This is a genomic window from Lentzea sp. HUAS TT2 (assembly GCF_051853195.1).
In the GTDB taxonomy this organism is placed as follows: Bacteria; Actinomycetota; Actinomycetes; order Mycobacteriales; family Pseudonocardiaceae; genus Lentzea.
On record NZ_CP196667.1, the window covers coordinates 9,171,029 to 9,194,307 of the forward strand.

Annotated in this window: 20 protein-coding genes; 9 read left to right on the plus strand and 11 right to left on the minus strand. The window is 70.2% G+C overall.

All coding sequences use genetic code 11. The features are described from left to right. The first annotated feature begins 3 nt into the window (after positions 1 to 3). Positions 4 to 780 (plus strand): IclR family transcriptional regulator, encoded by a 777-nt coding sequence (locus ACSHWB_RS43305; protein WP_439659141.1) that lies wholly within the window; start codon positions 4 to 6, stop codon positions 778 to 780. 30 nt (positions 781 to 810) lie between these two features. Further along, complete coding sequence (locus ACSHWB_RS43310) at positions 811 to 2,256, plus strand: aldehyde dehydrogenase family protein (RefSeq protein ID WP_439659142.1); 1,446 nt, start codon at positions 811 to 813, stop codon at positions 2,254 to 2,256. 261 nt (positions 2,257 to 2,517) lie between these two features. Here the strand turns inward: ACSHWB_RS43310 and ACSHWB_RS43315 are convergent, their stop codons facing one another. From ACSHWB_RS43315 to ACSHWB_RS43345, 7 genes are all read right to left on the minus strand, one after another. Then, the gene (locus tag ACSHWB_RS43315; protein WP_439659143.1) at positions 2,518 to 3,159 is read right to left on the minus strand and encodes a response regulator; all 642 of its coding nucleotides are present in this window, start codon (positions 3,157 to 3,159) and stop codon (positions 2,518 to 2,520) included. Continuing rightward, positions 3,156 to 4,019 carry a sensor histidine kinase gene (locus tag ACSHWB_RS43320; RefSeq protein WP_439659144.1) on the minus strand — a complete coding sequence of 288 codons (864 nt, stop codon included), beginning with the start codon at positions 4,017 to 4,019 and terminating at the stop codon, positions 3,156 to 3,158. Before ACSHWB_RS43320 ends, ACSHWB_RS43315 begins: the two co-directional genes overlap by 4 nt. Further along, positions 4,016 to 5,227 carry a serine hydrolase domain-containing protein gene (locus ACSHWB_RS43325; protein ID WP_439659145.1) on the minus strand — a complete coding sequence of 404 codons (1,212 nt, stop codon included), beginning with the start codon at positions 5,225 to 5,227 and terminating at the stop codon, positions 4,016 to 4,018. Before ACSHWB_RS43325 ends, ACSHWB_RS43320 begins: the two co-directional genes overlap by 4 nt. A 284-nt stretch (positions 5,228 to 5,511) precedes the next feature. Continuing rightward, complete coding sequence (locus tag ACSHWB_RS43330) at positions 5,512 to 7,065, minus strand: MDR family MFS transporter (protein ID WP_439659146.1); 1,554 nt, start codon at positions 7,063 to 7,065, stop codon at positions 5,512 to 5,514. Continuing rightward, complete coding sequence (locus ACSHWB_RS43335; RefSeq protein ID WP_439659147.1) at positions 7,062 to 7,685, minus strand: TetR/AcrR family transcriptional regulator; 624 nt, start codon at positions 7,683 to 7,685, stop codon at positions 7,062 to 7,064. Before ACSHWB_RS43335 ends, ACSHWB_RS43330 begins: the two co-directional genes overlap by 4 nt. Positions 7,686 to 7,758: 73 nt before the next feature. Then, positions 7,759 to 8,475 (minus strand): DUF427 domain-containing protein, encoded by a 717-nt coding sequence (locus tag ACSHWB_RS43340; protein WP_439659148.1) that lies wholly within the window; start codon positions 8,473 to 8,475, stop codon positions 7,759 to 7,761. Between the two features lie 202 nt (positions 8,476 to 8,677). Further along, the gene (locus ACSHWB_RS43345; RefSeq protein WP_439664773.1) at positions 8,678 to 9,661 is read right to left on the minus strand and encodes a ribose-phosphate diphosphokinase; all 984 of its coding nucleotides are present in this window, start codon (positions 9,659 to 9,661) and stop codon (positions 8,678 to 8,680) included. A gap of 424 nt (positions 9,662 to 10,085) precedes the next feature. Here ACSHWB_RS43345 and ACSHWB_RS43350 point away from each other — a divergent pair, with 424 nt between their 5' ends. Together ACSHWB_RS43350 and ACSHWB_RS43355 are read left to right on the plus strand one after the other, a co-directional pair. Further along, the gene (locus tag ACSHWB_RS43350; RefSeq protein ID WP_439659149.1) at positions 10,086 to 11,576 is read left to right on the plus strand and encodes an alpha/beta hydrolase; all 1,491 of its coding nucleotides are present in this window, start codon (positions 10,086 to 10,088) and stop codon (positions 11,574 to 11,576) included. Between the two features lie 36 nt (positions 11,577 to 11,612). After that, positions 11,613 to 13,112 carry an alpha/beta hydrolase gene (locus ACSHWB_RS43355; protein ID WP_439659150.1) on the plus strand — a complete coding sequence of 500 codons (1,500 nt, stop codon included), beginning with the start codon at positions 11,613 to 11,615 and terminating at the stop codon, positions 13,110 to 13,112. A 21-nt stretch (positions 13,113 to 13,133) separates the two neighbouring features. On the opposite strand, the gene ACSHWB_RS43360 is transcribed toward ACSHWB_RS43355, so the two are convergent. Further along, positions 13,134 to 15,866 (minus strand): AAA domain-containing protein, encoded by a 2,733-nt coding sequence (locus ACSHWB_RS43360; protein ID WP_439659151.1) that lies wholly within the window; start codon positions 15,864 to 15,866, stop codon positions 13,134 to 13,136. Between the two features lie 106 nt (positions 15,867 to 15,972). On the opposite strand from ACSHWB_RS43360, the gene ACSHWB_RS43365 reads away from it, so the two are divergent. Further along, positions 15,973 to 16,806 carry a phosphotransferase gene (locus tag ACSHWB_RS43365; RefSeq protein ID WP_439659152.1) on the plus strand — a complete coding sequence of 278 codons (834 nt, stop codon included), beginning with the start codon at positions 15,973 to 15,975 and terminating at the stop codon, positions 16,804 to 16,806. 47 nt (positions 16,807 to 16,853) lie between these two features. Here ACSHWB_RS43365 and ACSHWB_RS43370 read toward each other — a convergent pair whose 3' ends face one another. Both ACSHWB_RS43370 and ACSHWB_RS43375 read right to left on the minus strand, forming a co-directional pair. Beyond that, complete coding sequence (locus ACSHWB_RS43370; RefSeq protein WP_439659153.1) at positions 16,854 to 17,792, minus strand: sigma-70 family RNA polymerase sigma factor; 939 nt, start codon at positions 17,790 to 17,792, stop codon at positions 16,854 to 16,856. A gap of 64 nt (positions 17,793 to 17,856) precedes the next feature. Beyond that, complete coding sequence (locus tag ACSHWB_RS43375) at positions 17,857 to 19,140, minus strand: hemolysin family protein (RefSeq protein ID WP_439659154.1); 1,284 nt, start codon at positions 19,138 to 19,140, stop codon at positions 17,857 to 17,859. A 92-nt stretch (positions 19,141 to 19,232) separates the two neighbouring features. Here ACSHWB_RS43375 and ACSHWB_RS43380 point away from each other — a divergent pair, with 92 nt between their 5' ends. The 4 genes from ACSHWB_RS43380 (at position 19,233) to ACSHWB_RS43395 (ending at position 22,122) form a co-directional block, all read left to right on the plus strand. Next, positions 19,233 to 19,628: an ATP-binding protein gene (locus ACSHWB_RS43380; RefSeq protein ID WP_439659155.1), complete on the plus strand. Its 396-nt coding sequence runs from the start codon at positions 19,233 to 19,235 to the stop codon at positions 19,626 to 19,628. A gap of 79 nt (positions 19,629 to 19,707) precedes the next feature. Beyond that, positions 19,708 to 20,448 carry a hypothetical protein gene (locus ACSHWB_RS43385; protein WP_439659156.1) on the plus strand — a complete coding sequence of 247 codons (741 nt, stop codon included), beginning with the start codon at positions 19,708 to 19,710 and terminating at the stop codon, positions 20,446 to 20,448. Positions 20,449 to 20,458: 10 nt separating this feature from the next. After that, on the plus strand, positions 20,459 to 21,520 hold the full coding sequence (locus ACSHWB_RS43390) for a sensor histidine kinase (protein WP_439659157.1): 1,062 nt from the start codon (positions 20,459 to 20,461) through the stop codon (positions 21,518 to 21,520). Beyond that, on the plus strand, positions 21,517 to 22,122 hold the full coding sequence (locus ACSHWB_RS43395) for a response regulator transcription factor (RefSeq protein ID WP_439659158.1): 606 nt from the start codon (positions 21,517 to 21,519) through the stop codon (positions 22,120 to 22,122). The genes ACSHWB_RS43390 and ACSHWB_RS43395 overlap by 4 nt, the downstream gene beginning before the upstream one ends. Here ACSHWB_RS43395 and ACSHWB_RS43400 read toward each other — a convergent pair. After that, positions 22,119 to 23,201, minus strand: coding sequence for an oxygenase MpaB family protein (locus tag ACSHWB_RS43400; RefSeq protein WP_439659159.1), 1,083 nt, complete (start codon positions 23,199 to 23,201; stop codon positions 22,119 to 22,121). The two genes, ACSHWB_RS43395 and ACSHWB_RS43400, sit on opposite strands and share 4 nt — an antisense overlap. Between the last annotated feature and the right edge of the window lie 78 nt (positions 23,202 to 23,279).

The following is a 23,279-nucleotide window of genomic DNA, read 5'->3' on the forward strand; positions in this document are numbered from 1 at the left end:
ACGATGCAGAATCCTGGGGTGGCCGCCACCGTCTCCTCGAAGCTGCTGTCGCTGCTCGGCACGTTCGACAGCGGGCACCGCCGCCAGACCCTGAGCGGCATCGCGCGGCGCAGCGGGCTGCCGGTCAGCACCACCCACCGGTTGCTGGCGGAGCTCGCGGAGTGGGGCGCGGTGCGGCGGCTCGACTCGGGTGAGTACGTGATCGGGCGGCGCATCTGGCGGCTCGGGCTGCTGGCGGCCGGCGAGGTGGACCTGAGCCGGGTCGCGGAGCCGTTCCTGCACGACATCCACGCGGCCACGCGGGCGGTGGTGCACCTGGCCGTGCGGGAGGGCACCGAGGTCCTGTACCTCGACCGCGTGTCGGGGCACGCGTCCGTGCCGATCGTGAGCTCCACCGGGAGCCGGTTGCCGTTGCACTCGACCGGCGTGGGAAAGGTGTTGCTCGCGCACGCGCCCAAGGAGGTGCAGGAGGAGGTGCTCACGCACGGGCTGACGCGGATCACGGCGTTCACGGTCACGGAACCCGGACGGATGCGCGCCCAGCTGCACCGGATCCGGCGCGACGGGTACGCGCAGACGTTCGAGGAGATGACGCTCGGGGCGTGCAGCGTGGCGGTGCCGGTCGAGGTGGACGGGCACGTCGTGGCGGCGCTCGGGATCGTGGTGCCCGACCTGCGCAACGTGCGGGCGCGGCTGGTGGCGGCGTTGCAGGTGGCGGCTCGCGGCATCGCCCGGATGATGCAGCCCAGTTTCCATCCAACGGAAGCGGGGCTTGGATGATCAGCCCGACTAACGGTTGAATCGTCAACTGTGGCAAGCGACAAGCGTGAGCTCCTCATCGGCGGCGACAGCGTTCCCGCGCTGGACGGCCGCACCACCAACGACCTCAACCCCTTCACCGGCGAGGTGTACGCGGTGGTCGCCGCGGCCGCACCGGCGGACGTCACGCGGGCGGTCGACGCCGCGGAACAGGCCTTCGCCGGGTGGGCGGCGACCGCGCCCTCGGTGAAACGCGGGATCCTGCTGCGAGCGGCCGACGAACTGGAGGCCAGGACGGCCGAGGTCGTCGCGATCATGGCCGCCGAGGTCGGCGGTGTCGGCGGCTGGGCCGGGTTCAACGTGATGCTGGCGGCCAACATCTTCCGCGAGGCCGCCGCGGCGGTCACCCAGCCCGTCGGCGAGGTGCTGACGACGGACGTGCCCGGTCAGCTGTCGCTGGCGGTGCGCGAGCCGCTCGGCGTGATCGCGGCGTTCGCGCCGTGGAACGCGCCGGTCATCCTGAGCGCGCGAGCCGTCGCCGCGCCGCTCGCCGCCGGGAACACCGTGGTGCTCAAGCCCAGTGAGGACGCGCCGATCGCGGCCGGGCTGTTCATCGCCGACGTCCTGCGCGAGGCCGGGCTGCCGGCGGGTGTGCTCAACGTCGTCACGAACGCGCCGGAGGACGCCGCCGCGATCGCCGAGGCGCTGATCACCGACTCCCGCGTGCGCGCCGTGAACTTCACCGGGTCAACCGAGGTCGGCCGGATCGTCGGAACGCTTGCGGCGCAACACCTCAAGCCCGCTGTGCTGGAGCTCGGCGGCAAGAACTCGCTGCTGGTGCTCGACGACGCCGACCTCGACCACGCGGTCGACGCGGCGACGTTCGGCGCCTTCCACAACGCGGGCCAGATCTGCATGTCGACCGACCGCATCCTGGTGCACCGGTCGGTCGCCGAGGAGTTCACCGCGAAGCTCGCCGCCAAGGTCGGCGCGCTGCCGCACGGCGACCCCGCCGACCCCGGCACCGTGATCGGCCCGGTGATCAACCAGCGCTCGGCCTCCCGCGTCGCCGCACTGGTGGCCGAGGCGGTCGAGGCCGGCGCCACCGTGCGCGCCGGCGGCAACGGGGGCGCGACCGTGCTCGACGGCGTCACGCCGCAGATGCGCGTGTTCCAGGAGGAGATCTTCGGCCCGGCCGTCATCGTCGTCCCCGTCGCCGACGACGACGAGGCCGTGGCCGTCGCGAACGACACCGAGCACGGCCTCACCGCGGGCATCATGACCGAGGACTCGCGGCGCGGTCTCGCGCTGGCGCAACGCATCCGCACCGGCATCGTGCACGTCGGCAACCAGACGGTGGACGACGAGCCGCAGGCGCCGTTCGGTGGGGTGAAGTCCAGCGGGTACGGCAGGTTCGGTGGCCGCTGGGGCATCGAGGCGTTCTCCGCGACGCGCTGGGTGACCATCGCGAGCGAGCACGGCCACTTCCCGTTCTAACCAGCTGGCCAGAGGTCTTGTCCGAAACCTCGTGTCCTGGTTGCTGCCGAGGCGTCTGCAAGTACCACCAACTCTTGATCGAATCGCCGTCAACCACACCCAACCTGTTCGCCGTCCGACGAACAGGCGCCGTGCTCTCAGGCCCTTGCTGGTGGTAGGAAAGTGCCTGTTGATGTTGAGTCGGTGGTACTTGCAGACGCCAGCAAGGCTAGGCGCGGGGCCGCTTGGGCGAGTAACGGACACGACTTCCGGCAAACGGCTTCAGGGCACTGGCCCTAGGCCTGCCTCGTGGGCCACGATCGCCGCCTGGACCCGGTTCTCCGCGCCCAGGCGGCTCAGGATCGCGCTCACGTGCCCCTTCACGGTGCCCTCGACCAGGTCGAGGCGGCGGGCGATCTGCGCGTTCGACAGGCCCTCGCCGAGCAACGCCAGCACGTCGCGTTCCCGCGCGGTCAGCGACTCCACCCGCGACCGCGCCTGCCCGACCCGCCCGCCGCGGAACCGCGTGATCATCCTGGCCGCCACCTTGGGCGCCAGGTAGGCACCGCCGGACGCGACCGCGTGCACACCCGCGATCAGCTCGCGCGGATCCCCTGACTTCAGCAGGAACCCGCGTGCGCCGCCGTCCAGCGCGCGTTCCAGGTAGCCGTCGTCGTTGAACGTCGTCAGCATCGCCACGCCGAACCCGAGGCGGGCGAGCTCCTGGGCGGCCTCCAGCCCGTCGAGGCGGGGCATCCGGATGTCCATCAGCACCACGTCGGGCCGGTGCCTCAACGCGAGGTCGATCGCCTCGCGCCCGTCCTGCGCCTCGGCGACGACCTCGAGTTCGGGATCGGAGCCGAGGATGGCGCGCACGCCCGCGCGGACCAGCGCCTCGTCGTCGGCGAGCAGTACGCGGATCACAGCTCTCCCGTGTGCGGCACCGTCGCGACCAGCTCGAACCTGCCCTCGTCGCGGCTGTCGCTGAGGGTACCGCCCGCGATCCGGACCCGTTCCCGCAACGCGATCAGTCCCAGCCGGCTGCCCGTACCGCGGCGCAGGCCGGCCTCGTTGGCCACCTCCACCACGGTGCTGCCCTCCGCCGACGTCACCTTCACCTCCACCAGGGACTTCGGCGCGTGCTTGGCCGCGTTCGTCAGCGCCTCCTGGACCACCCGCTGCACCGTGCGTTCCACAGTGGACGGGACGGCACCCTCCACTGTGAACTCGACGCGCATGCCGGCCGCGGTGGCGCGGTCCACGAGGTCGCGCAGGTCGGCCATCGCGGGCGGTTCGCCGTCGCGCAGCAGGAACACCAGGGCCGACAACCGTTCCGTGGCGTCGGAGGCGGTCGTCCGGAGCTGGGCCGCTGCCCCCTGGTGCTCGGGAGGCAGGTTCAGCTCCAGCGCGCCCGCCTGCAGGGCCAGCAGGCTGAGCTCGTGGCCCAGAGTGTCGTGCACCTCGTGCGCGATCCGGGTGCGTTCCCGCAGGTGAGCGGCCTCGACCTCGGCTGCGGCCAGCGCGGCCTGCTGCCCGGCGACCCGGCCGAGGAACCACGGCAGCGCCACCGCCAGCCCCACGACGACGAGCTGGGTGAGCCCGATGAACCCCGCCGCGGCGAACATGATCGCGGGCCAGCCGGGCGACATCCGGCGGCCGAGCAGGAAGGCGGCGACGAACAGCCCCGCGCACACCACCACCGTCCACGGCGGCACGCTGCTGCCCATGAAGAACGTCGTGCTGAAGGCGGCGACAACGCAGGCCGCGAGCGCAAGGATCCTCATCGCACCCATCTCACGACCCCCACGCTCAGGTTCATGGCGCTGGACACGCCCAACCACACCATAAGAGGCAGCGAATAGTGCGCCAGTTGGAAGAACGTGATGTCGCGCCCGCCGCCGTACAGCAGCCCCAGCAACGTGGGCAACGCCAGCAGCACACCCAGCGGCACGAATCTGAACAACTGCAACGCCTTGTGGAACCGCCGGGGCCGCCACAGCGCGCGAATCCCCAGTGCCAGCGAGGTCAGCGTGAACCCGGCCAGCACGAGGTCGATCAGCAGCCGGTACGACTCCGGTTCCGGGGGCGTCCTGCCGTCGACGACGTCGGCGATCCCGTTCTCCAGGCCGTAGGTGCCCTCGTTGCCGAGCGTGATCCCGCTGTTGGCCATGACGGCGATCCCGTAACCCGACGACGTCAGCAGCTGCCCGGCCGTGCTGGTGAACCAGATCCCGCTGTGCCGCAGCTGTCCCTGCTGGTCGGTCTCCCAGCCCATCCCGTCCTCCGGTGCGAGCTTCGGCTGCGCGGCCAGCCACTTCCCCATGTCGGCGGCCGTGGTGATCACGCCGTCCGAGCCCGTGACGAACCGGTCGGGCTCGGTCAGCGGGATCGAGAACCCGTAGGCGTAGCCGTAACCCTTGCGGTAGTCCGGCGGCAGGTCGCGTGGTGTCACGTCGATCGCGACCGTGTCGCGCATGCCGAGCGGTTCGAAAACGTGCTTTTTCAGGTAGGCGTTGAAGTTCTCGCCTGATGCGAGCTCGACCAGTCGTGCGAGCAGGTGGTAGTTGGTGTTGGTGTAGCGGAACTCGTTGGTGGGCAGGGCATTCCGCAGTGCCTCCCGTGCCCGTTCCACCGCCTCGGACGGATTGCCGGGCTGTTTCAGACTCTTCTCGGGCAACGTCCAGTCGGTGATCCCCGACTTGTGCGCGAGCAGCTGCCGCGGCGTGACGCGCGAGTCGAACACCGGGCGGTCCAGGTCGATCTTGCCGGCGTCGGCGAGCTGCCGGACCGCGAGTGCCGTGAACGACTTGCTGACCGACGCGATCGCCATCTTCGTGTGCTCGGTCATCGGGGCGCCGGTCGAGTCGTGGCCGAAGCCCTGGGTCACGATCACCTGGTCCCCCTTGGTGATCGCGACCGCGACGCCCGGATACGACGCCTCCCCCGTGTAGGTGGACACCAGCAGCGTGAGTGCTGCTCCCCAGATGTTCATGGGAGAGAACGTAAAGAGCGTTGGCGTTGGAAACCCGACCTGAAAGGCAGAGCGGACCCCCGACGAAAGTCAGGGATCATCGACACCGTGGACCGGCAACTGGGCGGAGAAGCCGACGCGGTGCACGCCTGGTGGGACGGGTGAGCCGAGGTCGAGGAGCACGTCGCCGAGTGGACCGCCTGGAGCGCGGCCACCACCCCCGGCCCTGACGACCGGATTCCGGAGCTCTGACGCACCGAGGCCCCCGACCACGAAGGTCGAGGGCCTCGGTCCAGGCGAGCGGATCAGTGACCTGCGGCCATCTCCGCGGCCAGCCGGTCGTCCCCGCTCGTCTCCTTGAGCGGCTTCTCCTTGATGAACGCCACCGCCAGCAGCGCCAGCACCGCGAACGGCGCGCCCACCAGGAAGATCTCCGCGGTCGCCGTCGCGTAGATGTCGGCGATCACGGCCTTGATCTCGGGCGGCAGCACCGAGATGTCCGGCACCTTGTTCTCGCCGCCGGTGGCGCCGCCCATCGCACCGAACTTCTCGGCCGCCTGGGACGCGACCTTGTTCGCCAGCACCGCGCCCAGCGCCGAGACGCCGATCGCGCCGCCCAGCGAGCGGAAGAACGTCAGCGTGGACGTGGTGGCGCCGAGGTCCTTGGCCGGCACGTCGTTCTGCGCCGCGAGGACCAGGTTCTGCATCATCAGGCCGACGCCGACGCCGAGCACGAACATGTGCACCGACACCATGAACACCGTCGTCTGCGCGGTGATCGTGGACAGCAGCAGCATGCCGCCGACCATGAACACGCCGCCGGCGACCAGGAACGCCTTCCACTTGCCGAACTTCGTGATCAGCTGACCGGCCACGGTGGACGAGATCAGCAGGCCGAAGATCAGCGGCAGGCCCAGCAGGCCGGCCTGGGTCGGCGTCTTGCCGAGCGAGAGCTGGAAGTACTGCGAGAGGAACACCGTGCCACCGAACATCGCGATGCCGACCAGCGCGCTGGCGATGGTCGCCAGGGACACCGTGCGGTTGCGGAAGATCGACAGCGGCACGATCGGGTCGTGCGCGGTGGCCTCGACGCGGACGGCCGCGACGAGCAGCAGGACGCCCAGCGACACCAGGCCCGCGGTCCAGCCCGACGCCCACTCGAACTTCTGCCCGGCGAGCGACGACCAGATCAGCAGCGTCGAGACGCCGGACACGATCAGGAACGCGCCCAGGTAGTCGATCTTCGTCTTCTCGTTGCGCACGATCGGCAGGTGCAGGGTGCGCTGCAGCATGTAGATCGCGGCGAGGGTGAACGGGATGCCGATGAAGAAGCACCAGCGCCAGCCGAGCCACGAGGTGTCGACCAGGACGCCGCCGATCAGCGGGCCCGCGACGGTGCCGACGCCGAACACGGCGCCGAACATGCCGGAGTACTTGCCGAGCTCGCGCGGCGGGATCATCGCGGCCATCACGATCGTCGCGAGCGCCGTGACGCCACCGGCGCCCAGGCCCTGCACGACGCGGCTGACGATGAGCATCTCGATGTTCTGCGAGAAGCCCGCGATCAGCGAGCCGACGACGAACAGGCTCAGCGACGCCTGGATCAGCAGCTTGCGGCTGTACAGGTCGGCGAGCTTGCCCCACAACGGCACGGTGGCGGTCATCGCGAGCAGCTCGGTCGTCACGATCCAGGCGAACACCGACTGCGAGCCCTCGAGCTCGGCGACGATGCGCGGCAGGGCGTTCGAGACGACGGTGCCGGCCAGGATCGCCACGAACATGCCGAGCATCAGGCCCCACATGGCCTGGACGACTTCGCGTTTGCTGTGGACCGGTGTTGCTTCTGCCTCGGTGCTCATGATCCCCCTTCGTGACGATGCGGTGCGTGAGCCAGCCCGGTGCCGAACAGGCCGAGCGCCTCGCTGACGAGATCGCCCAGCGCGACGCTGTCGTCGAGAGCCCAGCGCGTCACCGCGCACCGGAACGCGGCGCTCCCTGCGGCGACCACCAGCCGCGGGTACAGGTGGGTCTCGGGCAGCCCTGCCCGTCGTCCCACCGCGTCCGCGAGCAGCTGCTCCGACTCCGCGCTGTTGGCGAACGCGCGAACCAGCAGGTCCGGCCGCTGCATCAGGACCTCCTTGCGCAGCAGCCACAGGTCGCGGGCGTTGTCCAGCTCCTCGGTGATCTCCGCGAGCACCGACCGCCGGTACGCCTCGAACGGCGTGACGGCCTCCGGGAAGCCGAGGATGCGCTCAGCCATGCGCGGACCCGCCTCGGGGTCCGCACCGATGAGCGCCTCGTCCTTGCTCACGAAGTAGTTGAAGAACGTGCGCACCGAGACGTCGGCCTCGGCGGCGATCTCCTCCACGGTGACGTGGTCGTAGCCCCTCTCGGCGGCGAGACGCACGGTCGCCCGCTCGAGCGCGGCACGCGTGCGGCGCTTCTTGCGGTCGCGCAGGCTCTCCCCCGGCTGGTTCACGAGGCAAGGGTACCGGATTGTTTTGCAGTCACTGCAAGTTTGCAGTGTGTGAACTGAGTCTCGCCGGGAGTAGCTATGACCAGGGAGTCTTCGGCTTCTCCTGGAGCTCGCCGTCGACGAAGAGGTCGACCTTCTCACTGAAGAAGCAGGCCGTCCCAGCGATTTTCTGGCTCTCGGGCAGCGGCTCCCGGTAGATCCAGACGAGGTCCTCGTGGGTCACGCCGTCCAGCTCGACCGACCAGTACGAGGCCGTCCCCTTGTACGGGCACTGCGTCCGCGTCTGCGACGGCCTGAGCAGATCGAACCGGACATCGCTCAACGGCAGGTAGTAGCGCGGTGGAAGGCTCGTCTCGAACAGGATCCGCGGCTGCGACGACGCCGCGAGCGTCACCCCGTTCAACGCCACGCGCACGTGCCGTGAGCTGTTCAGGACGTCGACGCGCTTGTACGGGTCGCGCGGGTGGACGTAGATCGGCTCGTCCTCCTCGAGCCACTCGTCCATGGCCGCGAACTCGAACCGGACCAGGTCCCGCAGCGCCTCCGAGTCCGGATAGGTCAGCGCGGCACCCTCGGCCGTGCCGGCCCGCGTGACGACGTCGTGGACCACGCCGCCGCCCCTCGTCTCCCCCGTCGGTTTCAGCTCGACGCGCACGGAGGACAGCGGCAGGTAGTAGGCCGGGTAGTACGGGACCTCCCAGACCAGGCGCGGCGAGGTCGTGTCCGCGACCAGTTCGCCACCGAAGTACGCACGGACCCGCTTCGCCGAGGTCTCCACTCGCAAGTCGCCCATGCCCCATGGCAACACGGGACGGGCGGGAGGGCTTCCCGGTAGTGGCGTGGCCCGATGTGTTGCCGTGCGAATTCGCGGTCAGACGGGTGCGTCGCGGTGTCGCCCCCGCGCCCTCATACCGGAGTCGTATGGGGGCGTGGGGGCGGCACCGCGAGGCACCCTGCTGAGCGTGAATTCACCGCCAACGCATCGGGCCGCGCCACTAGGCGTTGCCGTCGAACAGGCTGGTCACGGAGCCGTCCTCGAAGACCTCCCCGATCGCCCGCGCCAGCAACGGCGCGATGCTCAGCACGGTCAGCCCCGGGAACCGCTTCGCGGGCGGGATCGGCAGGGTGTCGGTGAGGATCACCTCGCGCGCCTTGCTCGCGATCAGCCGGTCGCCCGCGTCGCCGGACAGCACGCCGTGCGTCGCCACCAGGACGACGTCCTTCGCGCCCTGCTCCAGCAGCTGCGCGGCCGCCGTCGTGCTCGTCATCGCCGTGTCGATCATGTCGTCGACCACCACGCAGGTGCGGCCCTCGACGTCGCCGACGACGCGGTTGCTCATGACCTCGTTGGGGCGCAACGGGTCGCGGGTCTTGTGGATGAACGCGATCGGGCAGCCGCCGAGCAGGTCAGCCCACTTCTCGGCGAGCCTGGTGCGGCCTGCGTCCGGCGAGACGATCGTGAGGTCCTCGCCCTGGTAGCGGCCGCGGACGTGCTCGCAGAGCAGCCACATCGCGTGCAGGTGGTCGACGGGGCCGTAGAAGAAGCCCTGGGCCTGCGCGGTGTGCAGGTCGACCGTCACGATCCGGTCGGCGCCCGCGGTCTTGAACATGTCCGCGACCAGGCGGGCCGACACCGGTTCGCGCCCGGCGTACTTGCGGTCCTGGCGCGCGTACGGGTACGACGGCACGACTGCGGTGATGCGCTTGGCCGAGGCCCGTTTCAGCGCGTCCACCATCAGCAGCTGCTCCATCAGCGAGTCGTTGACCGGCGCGCTGTGGCTCTGCATGACGAACGCGTCCGCGCCGCGCACCGACTCCTCGAAGCGCACGAAGATCTCGCCGTTCGCGAAGTCGTAGGCGGCCTGCGGGGTGATGGCGACACCGAGGTGCTCGGCCACGGCCTCCGCCAACTCCGGGTGCGCCCTGCCCGTGAGCAGGATGAGCTGCCGCTTGGCGACGCCCGTCTTGCCGCTGACCATCGTCACGCTCCACGCTCGTCGGACCCCGGACCCGATCGTTCAGCATCGTCGCGAGATCACGCAAACACCCTGTCCGGCCGATGAGATTCCACGTTGCTGAGCAATTCGAGTTAACCCGTTCGAGGACACCCACAGGGGGTCCGGTACCAGGTGCCTCATCGCACGCTGGGTATAGATCGGGGGAACCGGATTCACCTCTTGGGGTATGACCCTGGTGATTTCTTGATCAGCGTCCTTGAGGCCTCAATGACCTTGCCTACGCTCCACTCCATGCCGGAGAACCAGGACACACCTGGCACAACAGTGCAAGCTCCCCCGACGGGCCCGATCGTGATGAGCACGCCCATTCACGACCAGATCGCCGACCACCTCGGAGTTCGCCAAAAGCATCGACGCCCTGACTGAGCACGGTTATGAACGCTCCATGCGTCTTACCGTGCTCGGCGCCGTGGTGGCGCTCGTCGTGGCCCTCACGCCGGCCGCTCAGGCCGCCGCCACGCCGCCGATCGCCTGGGCTGCGTGCGAGTCGGCACGCCCTGGTTTCGAGTGCGGCACCCTCATCGTGCCGCTCGACCACGACGAGCCGCGCGGCGCGACCACGACGGTGGCGCTGACCCGCAAACCCGCCACCGACCAGGCACGACGCATCGGCTCGTTGCTCTTCAACCCCGGCGGACCCGGCGCGTCGGGGATCGACTACGTGCACGCGTGGGGCGAGAAGATGTCGGCCGGGGTGCGGGGGCGGTTCGACGTCGTGGGCTTCGACCCGCGGGGCATCGGCCGGTCGAACCCGCTGCGCTGCTTCTCCTCCGAGCAGGAGCGGGCGGAGTTCCTGGCCGCGGGGCCGGTCTTCCCCTACGAACGGGCCCAGGAACGGCCGTTCTTCGACCGCTACCGCTCGCTGGCGGCCCGATGCGACCAGCCGATCGCACGGCACATGAGCACCGCCGACGTCGTGCGCGACCTCGACCTGCTGCGGCGTGCGCTGGGCGACCGCAAGCTCACCTACTTCGGCACCTCGTACGGCTCGTACATCGGCACGACCTACGCGAACATGTTCCCCGGCAACGTCCGCGCCCTCGCGATCGACGGCGTGCTGAACCCCGAGCTCTGGTCGAGCGGACGGCAGATCGAATCCGACCGGATCGCCACCGCGGAGGTGCTCGACGAGTTCTTCCGGCTCTGCGACGAGGCCCACTGCGCTTTCGGACCGCACTCGGAGCAGCGGTGGCAGGAGCTGCTGAAGTCGGTGCGCGCCAAGCCGATCACGCTCGGGACCGAGGTGTGGACCTACGACGAGGTGATCCAGTGGGCGCTGTTCGCCGGGTTCGCCTCGGAGGGCTGGACGGACGTCGCCGCGGTGCTCGACCAGCTCTCCGACGCTTCCGCAGGTCCGGCGGCGACGGCTGCTCCGGCCTACGACAACTTCTTCGACGCCAACCTGGGCACCCTGTGCGCGGACACCGAGTTCCCGCGCACGTTCGGCGCGTACCGGTCGGTCGCGCGCTACGCCGAGGCCGGGTCCGAGTTCGGCCCCTACTGGTGGTGGAGCACCAGCGCGTGCGCGGACTGGCCGGCGAACCCCGACCGCTACACCGGACCGTGGCGGGCCCGCACGTCCGCGCCGGTTCTGGTGGTGGGCAACCGGTTCGACGGCTCCACGGACTTCCGCGGCGCGCAGGCCGTCGCGAAGCAGCTGCCGAACAGCCGGCTGCTGGAGTACGCGGGCTGGGGGCACATCGCGTATCGGCGCAGTCAGTGCGCCATCGACCACATCCACTCCTACCTGCTCAACGGGTCGCTGCCTGCAGTGGGGACGGTGTGCCCGGCGAACCCGAACCCGTTCCTCGACGACGCGTCCCAACTGGCCGGTCACGACTTTCGGCGGTCGACGGGGCCCGTGGCGAGCCGGTAGGAAGAGCGCTTCTGCTGACAGGAGGGGAGCTTGTCGATGCGATTCACCGTGCTGGCCGCCGCGGCCGCGCTCATGATCACCGGCACACCCGCCGTACAGGCCTCGGGAGGTGGCCCGCAGGTCCCGAAGATCGACTGGGCCACCTGCGGACCCGAGCATCCCGGTTTCGAGTGCGCCTCCGTGAAGGTGCCGCTCGACTACGACAACCCGCGCGGCGCCACCACGTCGGTGGCACTGGCGCGCAAGCCCGCGACGGACAAGGCGCGCCGGATCGGTTCGCTGTTCCTCAACCCCGGCGGGCCGGGCGGGTCCGGTGTGGACTTCGCGCTCGGCGCCGGGAACCGGCTCTCGGCGAACCTGCAGGGCCGGTTCGACATCGTCGGGTTCGACCCGCGCGGAATCGGCAAGTCCGATCCGTTGCACTGCTTCGCCAGTGAAGAGGACCTCGGCAAGTTCTTCGAGGGCGTCCCCGGCTTCCCGTACCAGGCGGCACAGGAGCGGCCGTACTTCGACCGCTACCGCTCGCTCGGCCCGGAGTGCCGCGACGACCAGAAGATCGCGCAGCACATGAGCACCGCCGACGTCGCACGGGACATGGACCTGCTGCGCCGCGCCGTCGGTGACCGCAAGCTCAGCTACCTGGGCTTCTCGTACGGCTCGTTCCTCGGCGCCACGTACGCGAACCTCTTCCCGAACAACATCCGCGCGCTCGTCATCGACGGCGTGCTGGACCCGCAGCTGTGGTCCAGCGGCCGGCAGATCGACTCGGACCGGATCGCGACCAAGGAGGAGTTCCGCGAGCTCCTGCGCACCTGCGACGAGGCCCGGTGCGTCTTCGGGCCGCAGTCGGAGAAGCGCTGGGACGCGTTGCTCAAGTCGGTGCGCGCCAAGCCGATCGAGCTCGGCGGTGAGGTCTTCACCTACGACGCCGTGATCAACGCGGCGATCGGCGCGATGTACTCGCCGAACGACTGGCCGGACGCCGCCGCGCTGTTCGACCAGCTGTCCGACGCCGCCGCCGGTCTCTCCGTCGCGACCGTCACCGCGGAACCGGACTACGACAACGGGTTCGACGCGTACAACGGCAACGTGTGCGCGGACATCGAGTTCCCGCGCGACTTCCACTCGTACCGGGCGACCGCCCGCTACGCCGAGGCGGGCTCGGAGTTCGGCCCTGCCTGGTGGTGGGGCAACGCGGCGTGCGCGAACTGGCCGACCAACCCGGACCGCTTCGCCGGGCCGTGGCGCACCCGCACCAACGCGCCGGTCCTGGTGGTGGGCAACTACTTCGACGGTGTCACGGACTTCCGGGGCGCGCAGGCCGCGAACCGCCTGATCGGCGGCAGCCGGTTGCTGGCGTACGCGGGCTGGGGACACACGGCGTACGGCGTGAGCCAGTGCGCGACCGACCACACGAACGCGTACCTGCTCGCCGGGACGTTGCCGCCGGTCGGCACCGTGTGCCCGGCGAACCCGAACCCGTTCCTGCCGTCGGTCGCCTCGGCCGAGCCGCTGTTCAAACCGGCACGGAGGTAGACGGACGCGCCGGGCGGGGTGTCACGCCCCGCCCGGCGCCAACTCCTGCGCCAGTTCCACGGCCGCCCGCGCCGGGTCATCACCGAACCGGCTGCCGAACGCGTCGTGCACCCGCCAGCCCGCGTGCGAGAGCGCACGCCACCTGGCCAGGTGGGCCTCCACGCCCGAAGGGTGCGGGCGCGTCTCGACCGCGACGGCGTCCTCCTTCTCCCCCACCACGAGATCCACCCGCCACTGCCCCACCGGATAGCCGGTGCGCACGGTCAGCCCGGCCCTCCGCAGCTCGGCCGCGAGGCTCGCGGTCCAGTCGTCCTCGGGCTCGGTACCGGCGGTCTCGGTCGGCGCGACGTCGGCGTGCCGCAGGTACTCGCCGATCAGGCCGGGCGGTTCGGGCGCCGACGTGATCACGTGCACCTGCCTGCGCGCTCGCGTGGTCAGCACCGCCAGCAGGTTGCGGTCGTTCACGAACCGCCACGCGCCCGGCTTGGCGTCCGCGGCGAGGCTGATCACGACCTCGTCGAACTCGCTGCCCTGCACGCCGTGCACCGTGCCGACGCGCACGCCACCGGTGGTGATCTCGTCCAGCGTCAGCTCGCTGAGCAGCGCCTCCTCCAGCGCATCGGCCTGCGCCCGGAACGGCGTCACCACGCCGATCGACCGCACACCCGCGGCGACCCGTTTGCGCACGTGGGCGAGCACAGCGTCGACCTCGACCCGGTTGACGCCCTTGGAGGTGCGACCGCCCTCGACGCGTTCGGTGTCGATGCAGTCGACGTCGGCGATCGACGGGTGCGTGGTCAGCAACGCGATCTTGCCGTCGTAGAACTTGGCCGCCGCGAACCCGATCAGGTGCGGCGCGCAGCGGTGGTGCTCGTCGAGCCAGTGCACACCCGCCGTCGCCGCACCCGCGTCGAACAGGCTCACCTTCGGCACGTCCAGCCGGTCACGCAGGTCCTGCGTGCCCTCCGCCTCGACCGCCGCCCGCACCGCCTCGTCGCTGACGAACGACACGTGCCGCAGCTGCCGTGGATCGCCGCCGATCACCGCGGTCCGCCCGCGCAGCAACGCGGGCGCGGCCAGCGGCTGGTCGACGTGGCTGGCCTCGTCGATGATCACCAGGTCGAACATGCCGGGCACCGGCGGGAGGATGTCCTCCACATCGGACAGCGTGCCGACCCACAACGGCAGTGCCGCCACCAGGTCCGCGCTGTCGATCTCCGCCAGCCCGCGCCTGCGTGCCGCCCTGCCGGACCGCAACGCCTTCGCCAGCGCGGCCACCGCACGGCGTGCACCCGCACCCCGGCGGCTGACCGAGTACTCCTTGAGCCACGCGGCCGTGGCGGTGCGGCTCGCGACGTCCTGCTCGGCCAGCAACGGCCGCAGCTCACCGAACGTCGTGCCGCCGCTCGTCCCGATCCGGACCGAGGCCGCGGTCTGCTCGGCCGCCTCGATCGCCGCGGTGAGGTCCTCGACCGAGGCGTCGTCCGCCCCGGCCAGGCCGCGTGCCTTCCGCAGCGCCCACCCGGTGCGCAGTCCACTGAGGAAACCGGTCCGCGGCTGGAGAAGTCCGTGCAGTACGGCGAAATCCACGCCCGCCTCGAACGCCTTCGGTGCCACGGTTCGATGCGCCGGCATCAACGCCTGGTGCTTCCTGCCCTCGGCGGCCAGCTGTTCGTCGGACAGCGAGCCACCGGCCGTGCGTTCGACTCGCTGCACAGCCGCGGCGGCCGCGCGCCGGACCCGGTCGAGCTCGGTCAGCCGATCGGGACTGCTCGTCGCGGACAGCCCGTCGCTCAGTTCGCGCGCCATCTCCTGTCGCAGCTCGGAGTCGCCGAACAGCACCGGCACCGGCCCGCCCGCCTTGCGCAGTGCGGCACCGAGCACGTCGGCGGCGTTGCGGGTGCGGCTCGCGAGCAGCACGGACTTCCCCGCTGCCACGGCATCGAGCGCCAATGCCGCGAGCGTGTGCGTCTTGCCCGCGCCAGGAGGCCCGCCCACGACGGTGATCCGTGCCCGGCGGGCGTGCTCGACCGCGCGCATCTGGCTGTGGCTCAACGGCAACGCCGAACTGACCGGTTCGTCGCGCTGGTCCGGCTCGGTGGCGGCCCCGTACAGCGCCGCGAACGCCGTGCCGTCGATGCCCTTCTTGGTCGACCAGTCGAACAGCGCCGTGCCGTGCTCGGTGCTCACGACGGGTTCGCCCGCGTGCAGCCCGGCGCCCATCGCGACGACGAGCTCACTGCCGGAGATCAGGCTCTTGGGATCGTCGCGCACGATCGGCACGTTCTCGAACCCGGCCAGCCGCAGCGTCTCGGTGATCCACTCCTCGGTGGGCGCGAGCGCGGCCTCCCGTTCGGCGGTCTTCGCCCAGTCGTCGATCAGCGGGAACACCCCGGCGTCACCGGCGACGTGATAGGCGTAGCCGAGGCCGATCCCGTGGTGCAGCCGCACGGGCCGCGACACCAGGGGCAGGCACACGCGGCGCCGTTGCCCACCGATCTGCGCGGGCCCGGCGAGGAACGCCCAGCCCAGCCGCAGCAGCCGGTCCTCCTGGTGCAACGCGTCGTACGCGGCCAGGTGCGTCACCTCGGCGCGGGCCTGCTTCGGCGCGGTCCACGACACCGGCGTCCAGTGCGGCCCCTCCTGCAGGAGCGTGATCGCCCGCCAGGACGGCTCGTGGTCGCCCAGCCACAGCAGACCGGCCGCCTTGGTGAGGTCGAGCTGGAGCTTCTGCGGCTGTTCAGCAGCACTCAAACGAGCGAGGGTGCGCAACACAGCGGTGTTTGACACGAGTAACCAGTACATGAAGGGTGATCCGTGAAATGCGCCGGGGCGCCAGAACTGGGTAGCGTCGGTCGCCGTGAAGGATCTGCCCCCTGCTCTGCCCCCTGGGGACCTCGTGGCCGGGCTCGCTCAGTTCGGCATCACCGGGCCGGTGGTCTACGCCCCCGTCGGCTTCGGCGACTACCACTGGACCGTCTACGACCGGTGGTTCACCTCGGTGTCCGACCTGAGCGTCAAACCACTGGCCGGTCTGCGGCAGGCGATGGAGACCGCCGCGAGCCTGGCCGAGCAACTGCCGTTCGTCATCGCCCCGGTCCGATCCGACGACGGCGAGACCGTGGTCCTGCTCAACGACCGCTACGCACTGAGCGTCTTCCCTTACATCACGGGGAAATCCGGGTCCTTCGACGATCCGGTCCACCCCGGCGTGACCGAGCTGCTGACCGCGCTGCACCGCTGCGAGCCACCCGAGAACACCCCGATCGCACCGATCGACGTTCCGGGCAGGGCCGCCCTGACGGCGTTGCTCGACGAGCCGGGTGACTGGTTCTCGGCCGAGGCACGCGAAGTCTTCGTGGCCCACACCGACATCGTCCACGCCGCACTGACCGAACTGGACCATCTCGCCGGGCAGCTCCCGGCCGAACGCGTGGTCACCCACGGGGAACCCCACGCGGGCAACGTGATCCTCAGTCCGCACGGCCTGTGCCTGGTCGACTGGGACACGGTCGGACTGGCCCCGCCGGAACGCGACCACTGGCTCGTCGGCGGGTACAGCGCGTTCTACTCGCTGCGCTGGGCCGTCGACGACATAGCGCAGTTCACCGAAAAGCTCCGCGCCCCGCACGAGAAGTCACGGGACGCGGAGCTCACGTTGCACTACTTCACCGAAACGCTCAGGAACCTCTAGAGCGTCAGGCTCCACGTATCGATCGTGCCGGCGTCGGCGCGACCAGGTCAGCCGGCGAGCGCGAAAAGATCGTCCCGGTCGCCCGACTGCTTGAGCTGGGCGAGCGACTGCTTCTCGAGCTGGCGGATCCGCTCACGGGTCAGGCCGAGCTCCTCCGCGACCTCCTGCAGGGTGCGGGCACGCCCGTCCTCCAGGCCGTAGCGCAGGCGCATGATCCGGCCCTGCCGTTCGGGCAGGACGTCCAGCAGGGAGCGGACCCCGTCGGTGAACTCCTGCTGCTCCAGCAGATCCGGCGCGGACACGCCGTCGGTGTCCTGGATCAGGTCGCCCAGCACCGAGTCGCCCTCGTCGCCGACCGGCGTCTCCAGCGACACGCAGGTGCGGGCCGCGTCGCGCAGGTCCTGCACGCGCGTCGGCGAGCACTTGGCCTCGGCGGCGATCTCCTCGATCGTCGCCTCGCGGCCGAGCGCCGTGGACAGCTTCTGCCCGATCTTCTTGAGCTTGTTGACCTCTTCGACCACGTGCACCGGCAGGCGGACCGTGCGGGTCTGTTCGGCCAGGCCGCGTTCGATCGCCTGACGGATCCACCACATGGCGTAGGTGGAGAACTTGTAGCCCTTGGCGTAGTCGAACTTCTCGACGGCGCGGATCAGGCCGAGGTTGCCCTCCTGGATCACGTCCCCGAACGGCAGTCCGCGGAACGAGTGCTTCTTCGCGACCGACACGACCAGACGCAGGTTCGCGCGGATCATGTGGTCCTTGGCGCGCTCACCCTCGGCGACGATCCGGCGCAGCAGCCGCGGCTCGCGCGTCGTGTCGCCGTTCTGGAGCAGGTGAGCGGCGTAGACACCGGCCTCGATGCGCCGGGACAGGTCGACCTCCTCGGACGCGGTGAGCAGCGGCGTGCGCCCGACCTCGCGCAGGTACTGGCCGATCAGGTCCGCGTCCTGCTGCCCGGACGCGCGGTTCTTCAGATCTGCGGGCATGCCAAATCCCCCGTATCCGTTGGCAGGAGTGACAGCCGGAGTGGCTGCACTGGTGTGTAACGGTTCAGAGGTCCACTTCATTCCGCGGTTTCGCCTGTGACCTCAGCCTCACCCGCGTGATCGCGTGGTGTTCCACGGCCAGGACCTCGATCTTCCAGCCGGAGACCTCCACCACGTCACCCGGCTCCTCCGGGATGCGACCGAGGATCTGCAGCACCAGCCCGGCGACCGTCGCGTACTGCCCCGGAGGCGGGTCGCGCAGCTCGACGCCGATGTCCGGCAGGTCGTGCACCGGGAACGTGCCGGGCAGCTCGATCGAGCCGTCCGCCTCGGTGCGCACCGCGACCACGTCCGAGTCGGTCTCGTCGTAGATCTCGCCGACGATCTCCTCGAGGAGGTCCTCCAGCGTCACGATGCCGTCCACCGCGCCGTGCTCGTCCACCACGAGCGCGATCTGTTCGTGCTCGGCCTTCATCCGCCGCAACGCGTCCGTGACGCGCACCGAGTCCGGCAGCACCATCGGCGCGCGTGCCACGTCCGCGATGGACACGTTGTCGTCAAGCAGGTCGCGCAGGTGCACCACGCCGACCACGTCGTCCAGGTGTCCGTCCTTGGTCACCGGCGCCCGTGAATGTCCGGACTGAGCGAGGACTTCCCTCGCGGCGGCCGTGCTCAAACCTGATTCGACGATCGTCACCTGCCGCCGCGGCACCAGCACCTCGCGCAGCCGCCGTTCGTGGATCTCCAGCGCGCCGGTCATGATCGTGCGTTGTTCCTGGTTCAGGTGCTGCTGCACCTCGACCAGATCGCGCAGTTCCTCCGCCGACATCTGCTCCTCCTCGGCGTCCGGGTCGCCGCCGAAGACCCGCACCACGAGGTCGGTCGACTTGCTGAGCAGCCACACGGCGGGCCGGGAGATGGTCGAGAGGAGATCGAGCGTGGGGGCGACGATCTTCGCCCAGCGGACCGCGTACTGCATCGCGAGGCGCTTGGGCGCCAGTTCCCCGAAGACCAGTGTGACGAACGTCAGCACCACGGTCACGAGCGCGATCGCGACGCCGTTCGCGGCTGCGCCCAAGAAGCTCAGCAGCGGCACGATCGGTGCCGCGAGTGAGACCGCGGCGGTAGCCGACGCCAGGAACCCCGACAGCGTGATGCCGATCTGGATCGTCGCGAAATACCTGTTCGGATCGCGTGCGAGCCGCACCAGCCGGTGGTGCCCCTCCCGTTCCAGCGAGCGCAGCTGACCTTCCCGCAACGACACGAACGCCATTTCGCTGCCCGCGAACGCCGCGTTGAGCAACACCAGTACCGCGACCAGGGCGAGGTTGAAGCCATAACCGTCCACGCGTTTGGGTTAGCACGCACGGTGGTATTTCGCACCCTGACGGCCGTCTTGAGCAGTCAGGAGGGCCTCAGCCGAACTGAGGTGGGATGGATATGGACACCCCCGAGGTGCTGAGCACCTCCGCGAGGACCTTGCACACCCTGCCGGAGGACGAGCCCGACCTGTCCGCGATGCGCGCGTGGGTCGGGACCCTGCTGGGAGATCTGCCGGAGGACGTCGTCCTCGACGTTCTGCTCGTGTGCACGGAACTGGCCAGCAACTCCTATGAGCACGCAGAGGGTCCTAGGGCCGTGCGGGTACAACGACATACCGACTTCGTCCGGGTGGAGGTCGACGACCACACACCGGCCGAACTTCCGCAGCTGGGACGGTCGCGGCTGGGCGACTCGCGAGGACGTGGGCTGGTGTTGATCGCCCAGCTCTCCCGGTGCTGGGGCACACGCGAGTTCACCGGCGGAAAGACGATCTGGGCCGAGATCGACGCATAGCCCGTGTGTGCGTTTCGCACAGACAAGACATGACACCGCATGGATGGGTTTCGCGGCCGGGCTCTTCGATTCTCGATGCATGACAACTGGGGTTTCACCGGCGGTTCGGCCGCTGGTCCGCCACGGGGCAGAGATGCTCGCGGCGATGCTGATCGGGATGGCCCTGCTGGCGCCTCTGTGGACGCCGGAACAGGTCGAGGTGGCCGCCCTGTGGATGGCGGCGTCGATGTCCGTGCCGATGGTGCTGTGGATGCGCTATCGCGGCCACAGCCGGATCGTCGAGATGTGCGCGGCGATGTTCCTGCCGTACCTGGTGCTGCTGGTGCCGTACTGGGCCGGGCTGCTCGACGGGGACGCCGTCGAGATGGGCGGGCACCTGCTGATGTTGCCCGCGATGGCCTTCGTGCTGGTCCGCGGGCGGCACGAGCACGGGTCACCCAGCACGAACCCGGTGGTCCGGGCGCTGGGTGACCGCTGGCCGGCGGTGGTCGCGCTGGCGGTCACGTTCGACGTCTGGCAGGCGCACGTAGTGCCTCCCGTGTGGACCCTGCTGCTGTGCCAGGCGGCCTACCTCCTCTGGGGACGGCACGCGCCGCGGGTGCAGCTCGCGGTGTTCAGCCTGTACGCGGTGCTGGCCGTCGCCGTGATCCTGGTGTCGCCCTCGGCGGGCGTGCTGCTGATCGCGCTCGGCTGGGGCGCGCACGCCGTCTGGGACCTCGTGCACCACGTGCGCAACGCCGTCGTGCCGCGCTGGTGGTCCGAGTTCTGCGGTGTGTTCGACCTGGTCATCGCCGTCACGATCCTGATCGCGTGGTTCTAGGCTGATGGCGATGAACGACCTTCCGCACACCGCGCTGCGCGGCACCCTCCACCTGCTGTGGATGGGGTCGCTCGTGGTGCCGCTGATCTCGGTGCTGCGCGAGCCGTCCGCGATGCGCTGGCTCGGGGTGCTGGGGCTGCTGGTGCTGGCCGTGTCCTACGCGGTGACGTTGCGCGGCGGGCCGCTGTGGGTGCTCGTGGTCGCGACCCTGGTGACGATTCCCCTGGTGGCGCCGGTCGGTCCGGACGAGCTGTCGACGTGGGCGTGGATCGGTGGCGCGGCGGCCGGGTTCGCGCCGTTGCTGCTGACCGGTCCGTGGCGGTGGCTCGCGGCGATCTGCGCGGTGGTGGCGGCGGGCCTGGTCGGGTTCTTCGTCACCCGCGACCAGACGACGTACCAGATGATCGCGGCCTCGGTCGGGGTGACGATCATCGCGATGGCCGGGCTGCCGATGTGGTTCGCCGGGCTGCTCGGGCAGGCGCGGGCCGGGCGGGAAGCCCAGGCGGAGCTCGCGGTGAGCGAGGAACGGCTGCGGTTCGCCCGGGACGTCCACGACCTGCTGGGGCACCGGCTGACCGTGATCGCGCTGAAGTCCGAGCTGGCCGGACGGCTCGCCGCCACCGATCCAGAACGCTCCGCCGCGGAGGCGTTCGAGGCGCAACGGCTGGCGTCCTCGGCGTTGGAAGAAGTGCGTGACGCCGTGCACGGTTATCGCGCGGTGCACCTGCCCGAACAGCTCGAAGCCGTGCGGAACGTCTTGCAGGAAGCCGGAATCCGGTGCACCGTCTCGGATGCCCCGGTGGAGGGCGAACGCGCGACGCAGCTCGCACTGGCGTTGCGCGAGGCGTGCACCAACGTGCTGCGGCACAGCCACGCGACGTGGTGCATGATCGACGTCGCTGCCGCTGGGGAGGAGGTGCGGATGACCGTCACGAACGACGGCGCCGAGAAGCCTTCCAGCGAGGGCAACGGACTGCGCGGCCTGCGGGAGCGGCTCGCGGCCGTGGGCGGTCAGGTGTCCGTGGAGAAGTCCGGCGACGTGTTCACGCTGCAGGTCGTGGTGCCCGCGTGATCAGGGTGCTGCTGGCCGACGACGAGGAGCTGATCCGCGACGCCCTCGCGGCGCTGCTCGACCTGGAGCCGGACCTGGAGGTGGTGGCCCGCGCCGGGGACGGCAGGGCCGCCGTCGAGGCCGCGCGGGCACACCGCCCGGACGTCGCCGTGGTGGACCTGCAGATGCCCGAACTGGACGGACTGGAGGTCACCGAGGAGCTGGCGCGCGTGCTGCCGTCGTGCGCGGTGGTGATCCTGACCGGCCGTGGCCGTCCGCCGCACCTGCAGCAGGCACTGCACGCGGGCGCGAAGGGCTTCCTGCCCAAGGGATCGCCGGGCGGTACGCTGGCCGACGTGATCCGCCGCGTGCACTCCGGTTCGCGCTGGGTCGACCCGGCCCTGGCCGCCGACGCGCTGGCCGCTCCCCCGTGCCCGCTGACGCAGCGCGAGCTGGAGGTGTTGCGGCTCAGCGAGTTCGGCACGCCGGTGGCCGAGATCGCCGCGCGCACGTCGTTGTCCGCGGGAACGGTCCGGAACCACCTGTCGGCGGCGGTGGCGAAGCTCGGGGTGGCCGGGCGGGCCGAGGCGTTCTCCGTGGCGCACGAGCACGGGTGGTTCTAGTTGCGGAGGCAGGCGGGCACGGTGAGGGTGGTCGGCTGACCGTCGGTGAGGGTGCGGACGCTCGCGCCGAGCAGCAGGTCACCAGCCTTGTCCAGCACAGCGCGGGCGACCCGGCTGCGGTCCTCGCCCCGTTCGAACACGCGCATGACCCGCGCCCCCGCGCCGACCGCCCGCGTCCAGCCCTTCGAGTGCGGCACCCCCAGCCAGTCCGCGACCTCGGCGTCGACGACCTGACGCACCATCGCGGCGACCACCCCGTCGAAAGCCTTGCCCGGCACGAACTTCTCGTACAGCTCGACGAGGTTCCTGGTCAGTTCGACGCCTTCCGCCGACGGCGCGTAGGACGCCCGGACCATGGTGTTGCTCAGTTCTTCGGCCTCCTCGAAGGTCTCCGGCATCACGTCGGGACGAATGCCGAGCACCGCACCCGCGACGCGCCATACGTGGTAGTAGTCCTCAGCCTCCGTGGCGGTGACCGAGACGCCGATGCGGCGCATGCCGTCGACCACCTGCACCGAGAAGATCAGCAACGCGCCCAGCAGGTCCTGCTGGCACACCGGAACACCGTCCGCCTCGTGGTCCCATTCCGGTGAGCGGCCGACGAAGTAGCGGACGGCCGCGTGGATGAGCCGGGTCTTCTGGACCGTCGGCACGAACAAGCCGCCCGTGCCGAAAGCGTTGGGCTCCATCATGTTCAGCACGAACTGCGACGTCTCCGACAGCCTGCGGTGCGGCTGGTTGAGGCGGTGCGTGAGCGTGAGGACCTTGGAGGGTCTGGGTTGCGCGTAGCAGTTGACCATCGCGCCGAACGACAGCACCGACGCCACGTGCACGCCGTCGTCGATGAAGAAGTCGTGCGCACGGGCGACGCGCTCCTCGTCCATCCACTCCGGCGGGGTGTCGGTGGCGACGAGGTAGTCGCGGACCACGGGCGGCAGGTGCTCGGGGACGGGCTCGTCGTTGCCGCGGAACTCCGCGAGCACCTGGTTGACCTCGTTCAGGCTGCCGCTCTCGATCAGGTGCGCGATCACGGCGTCGGCGAGCGGGTCGCCCTCGTACTTCAGCGCGTACAGGTCCACGTGGGCGAGCGTATGGGCCCGTTCGGGCCATTGATCGTTCCGTTCACCGCTTCGGCCCAGTGAATCCACGCGTTCGTG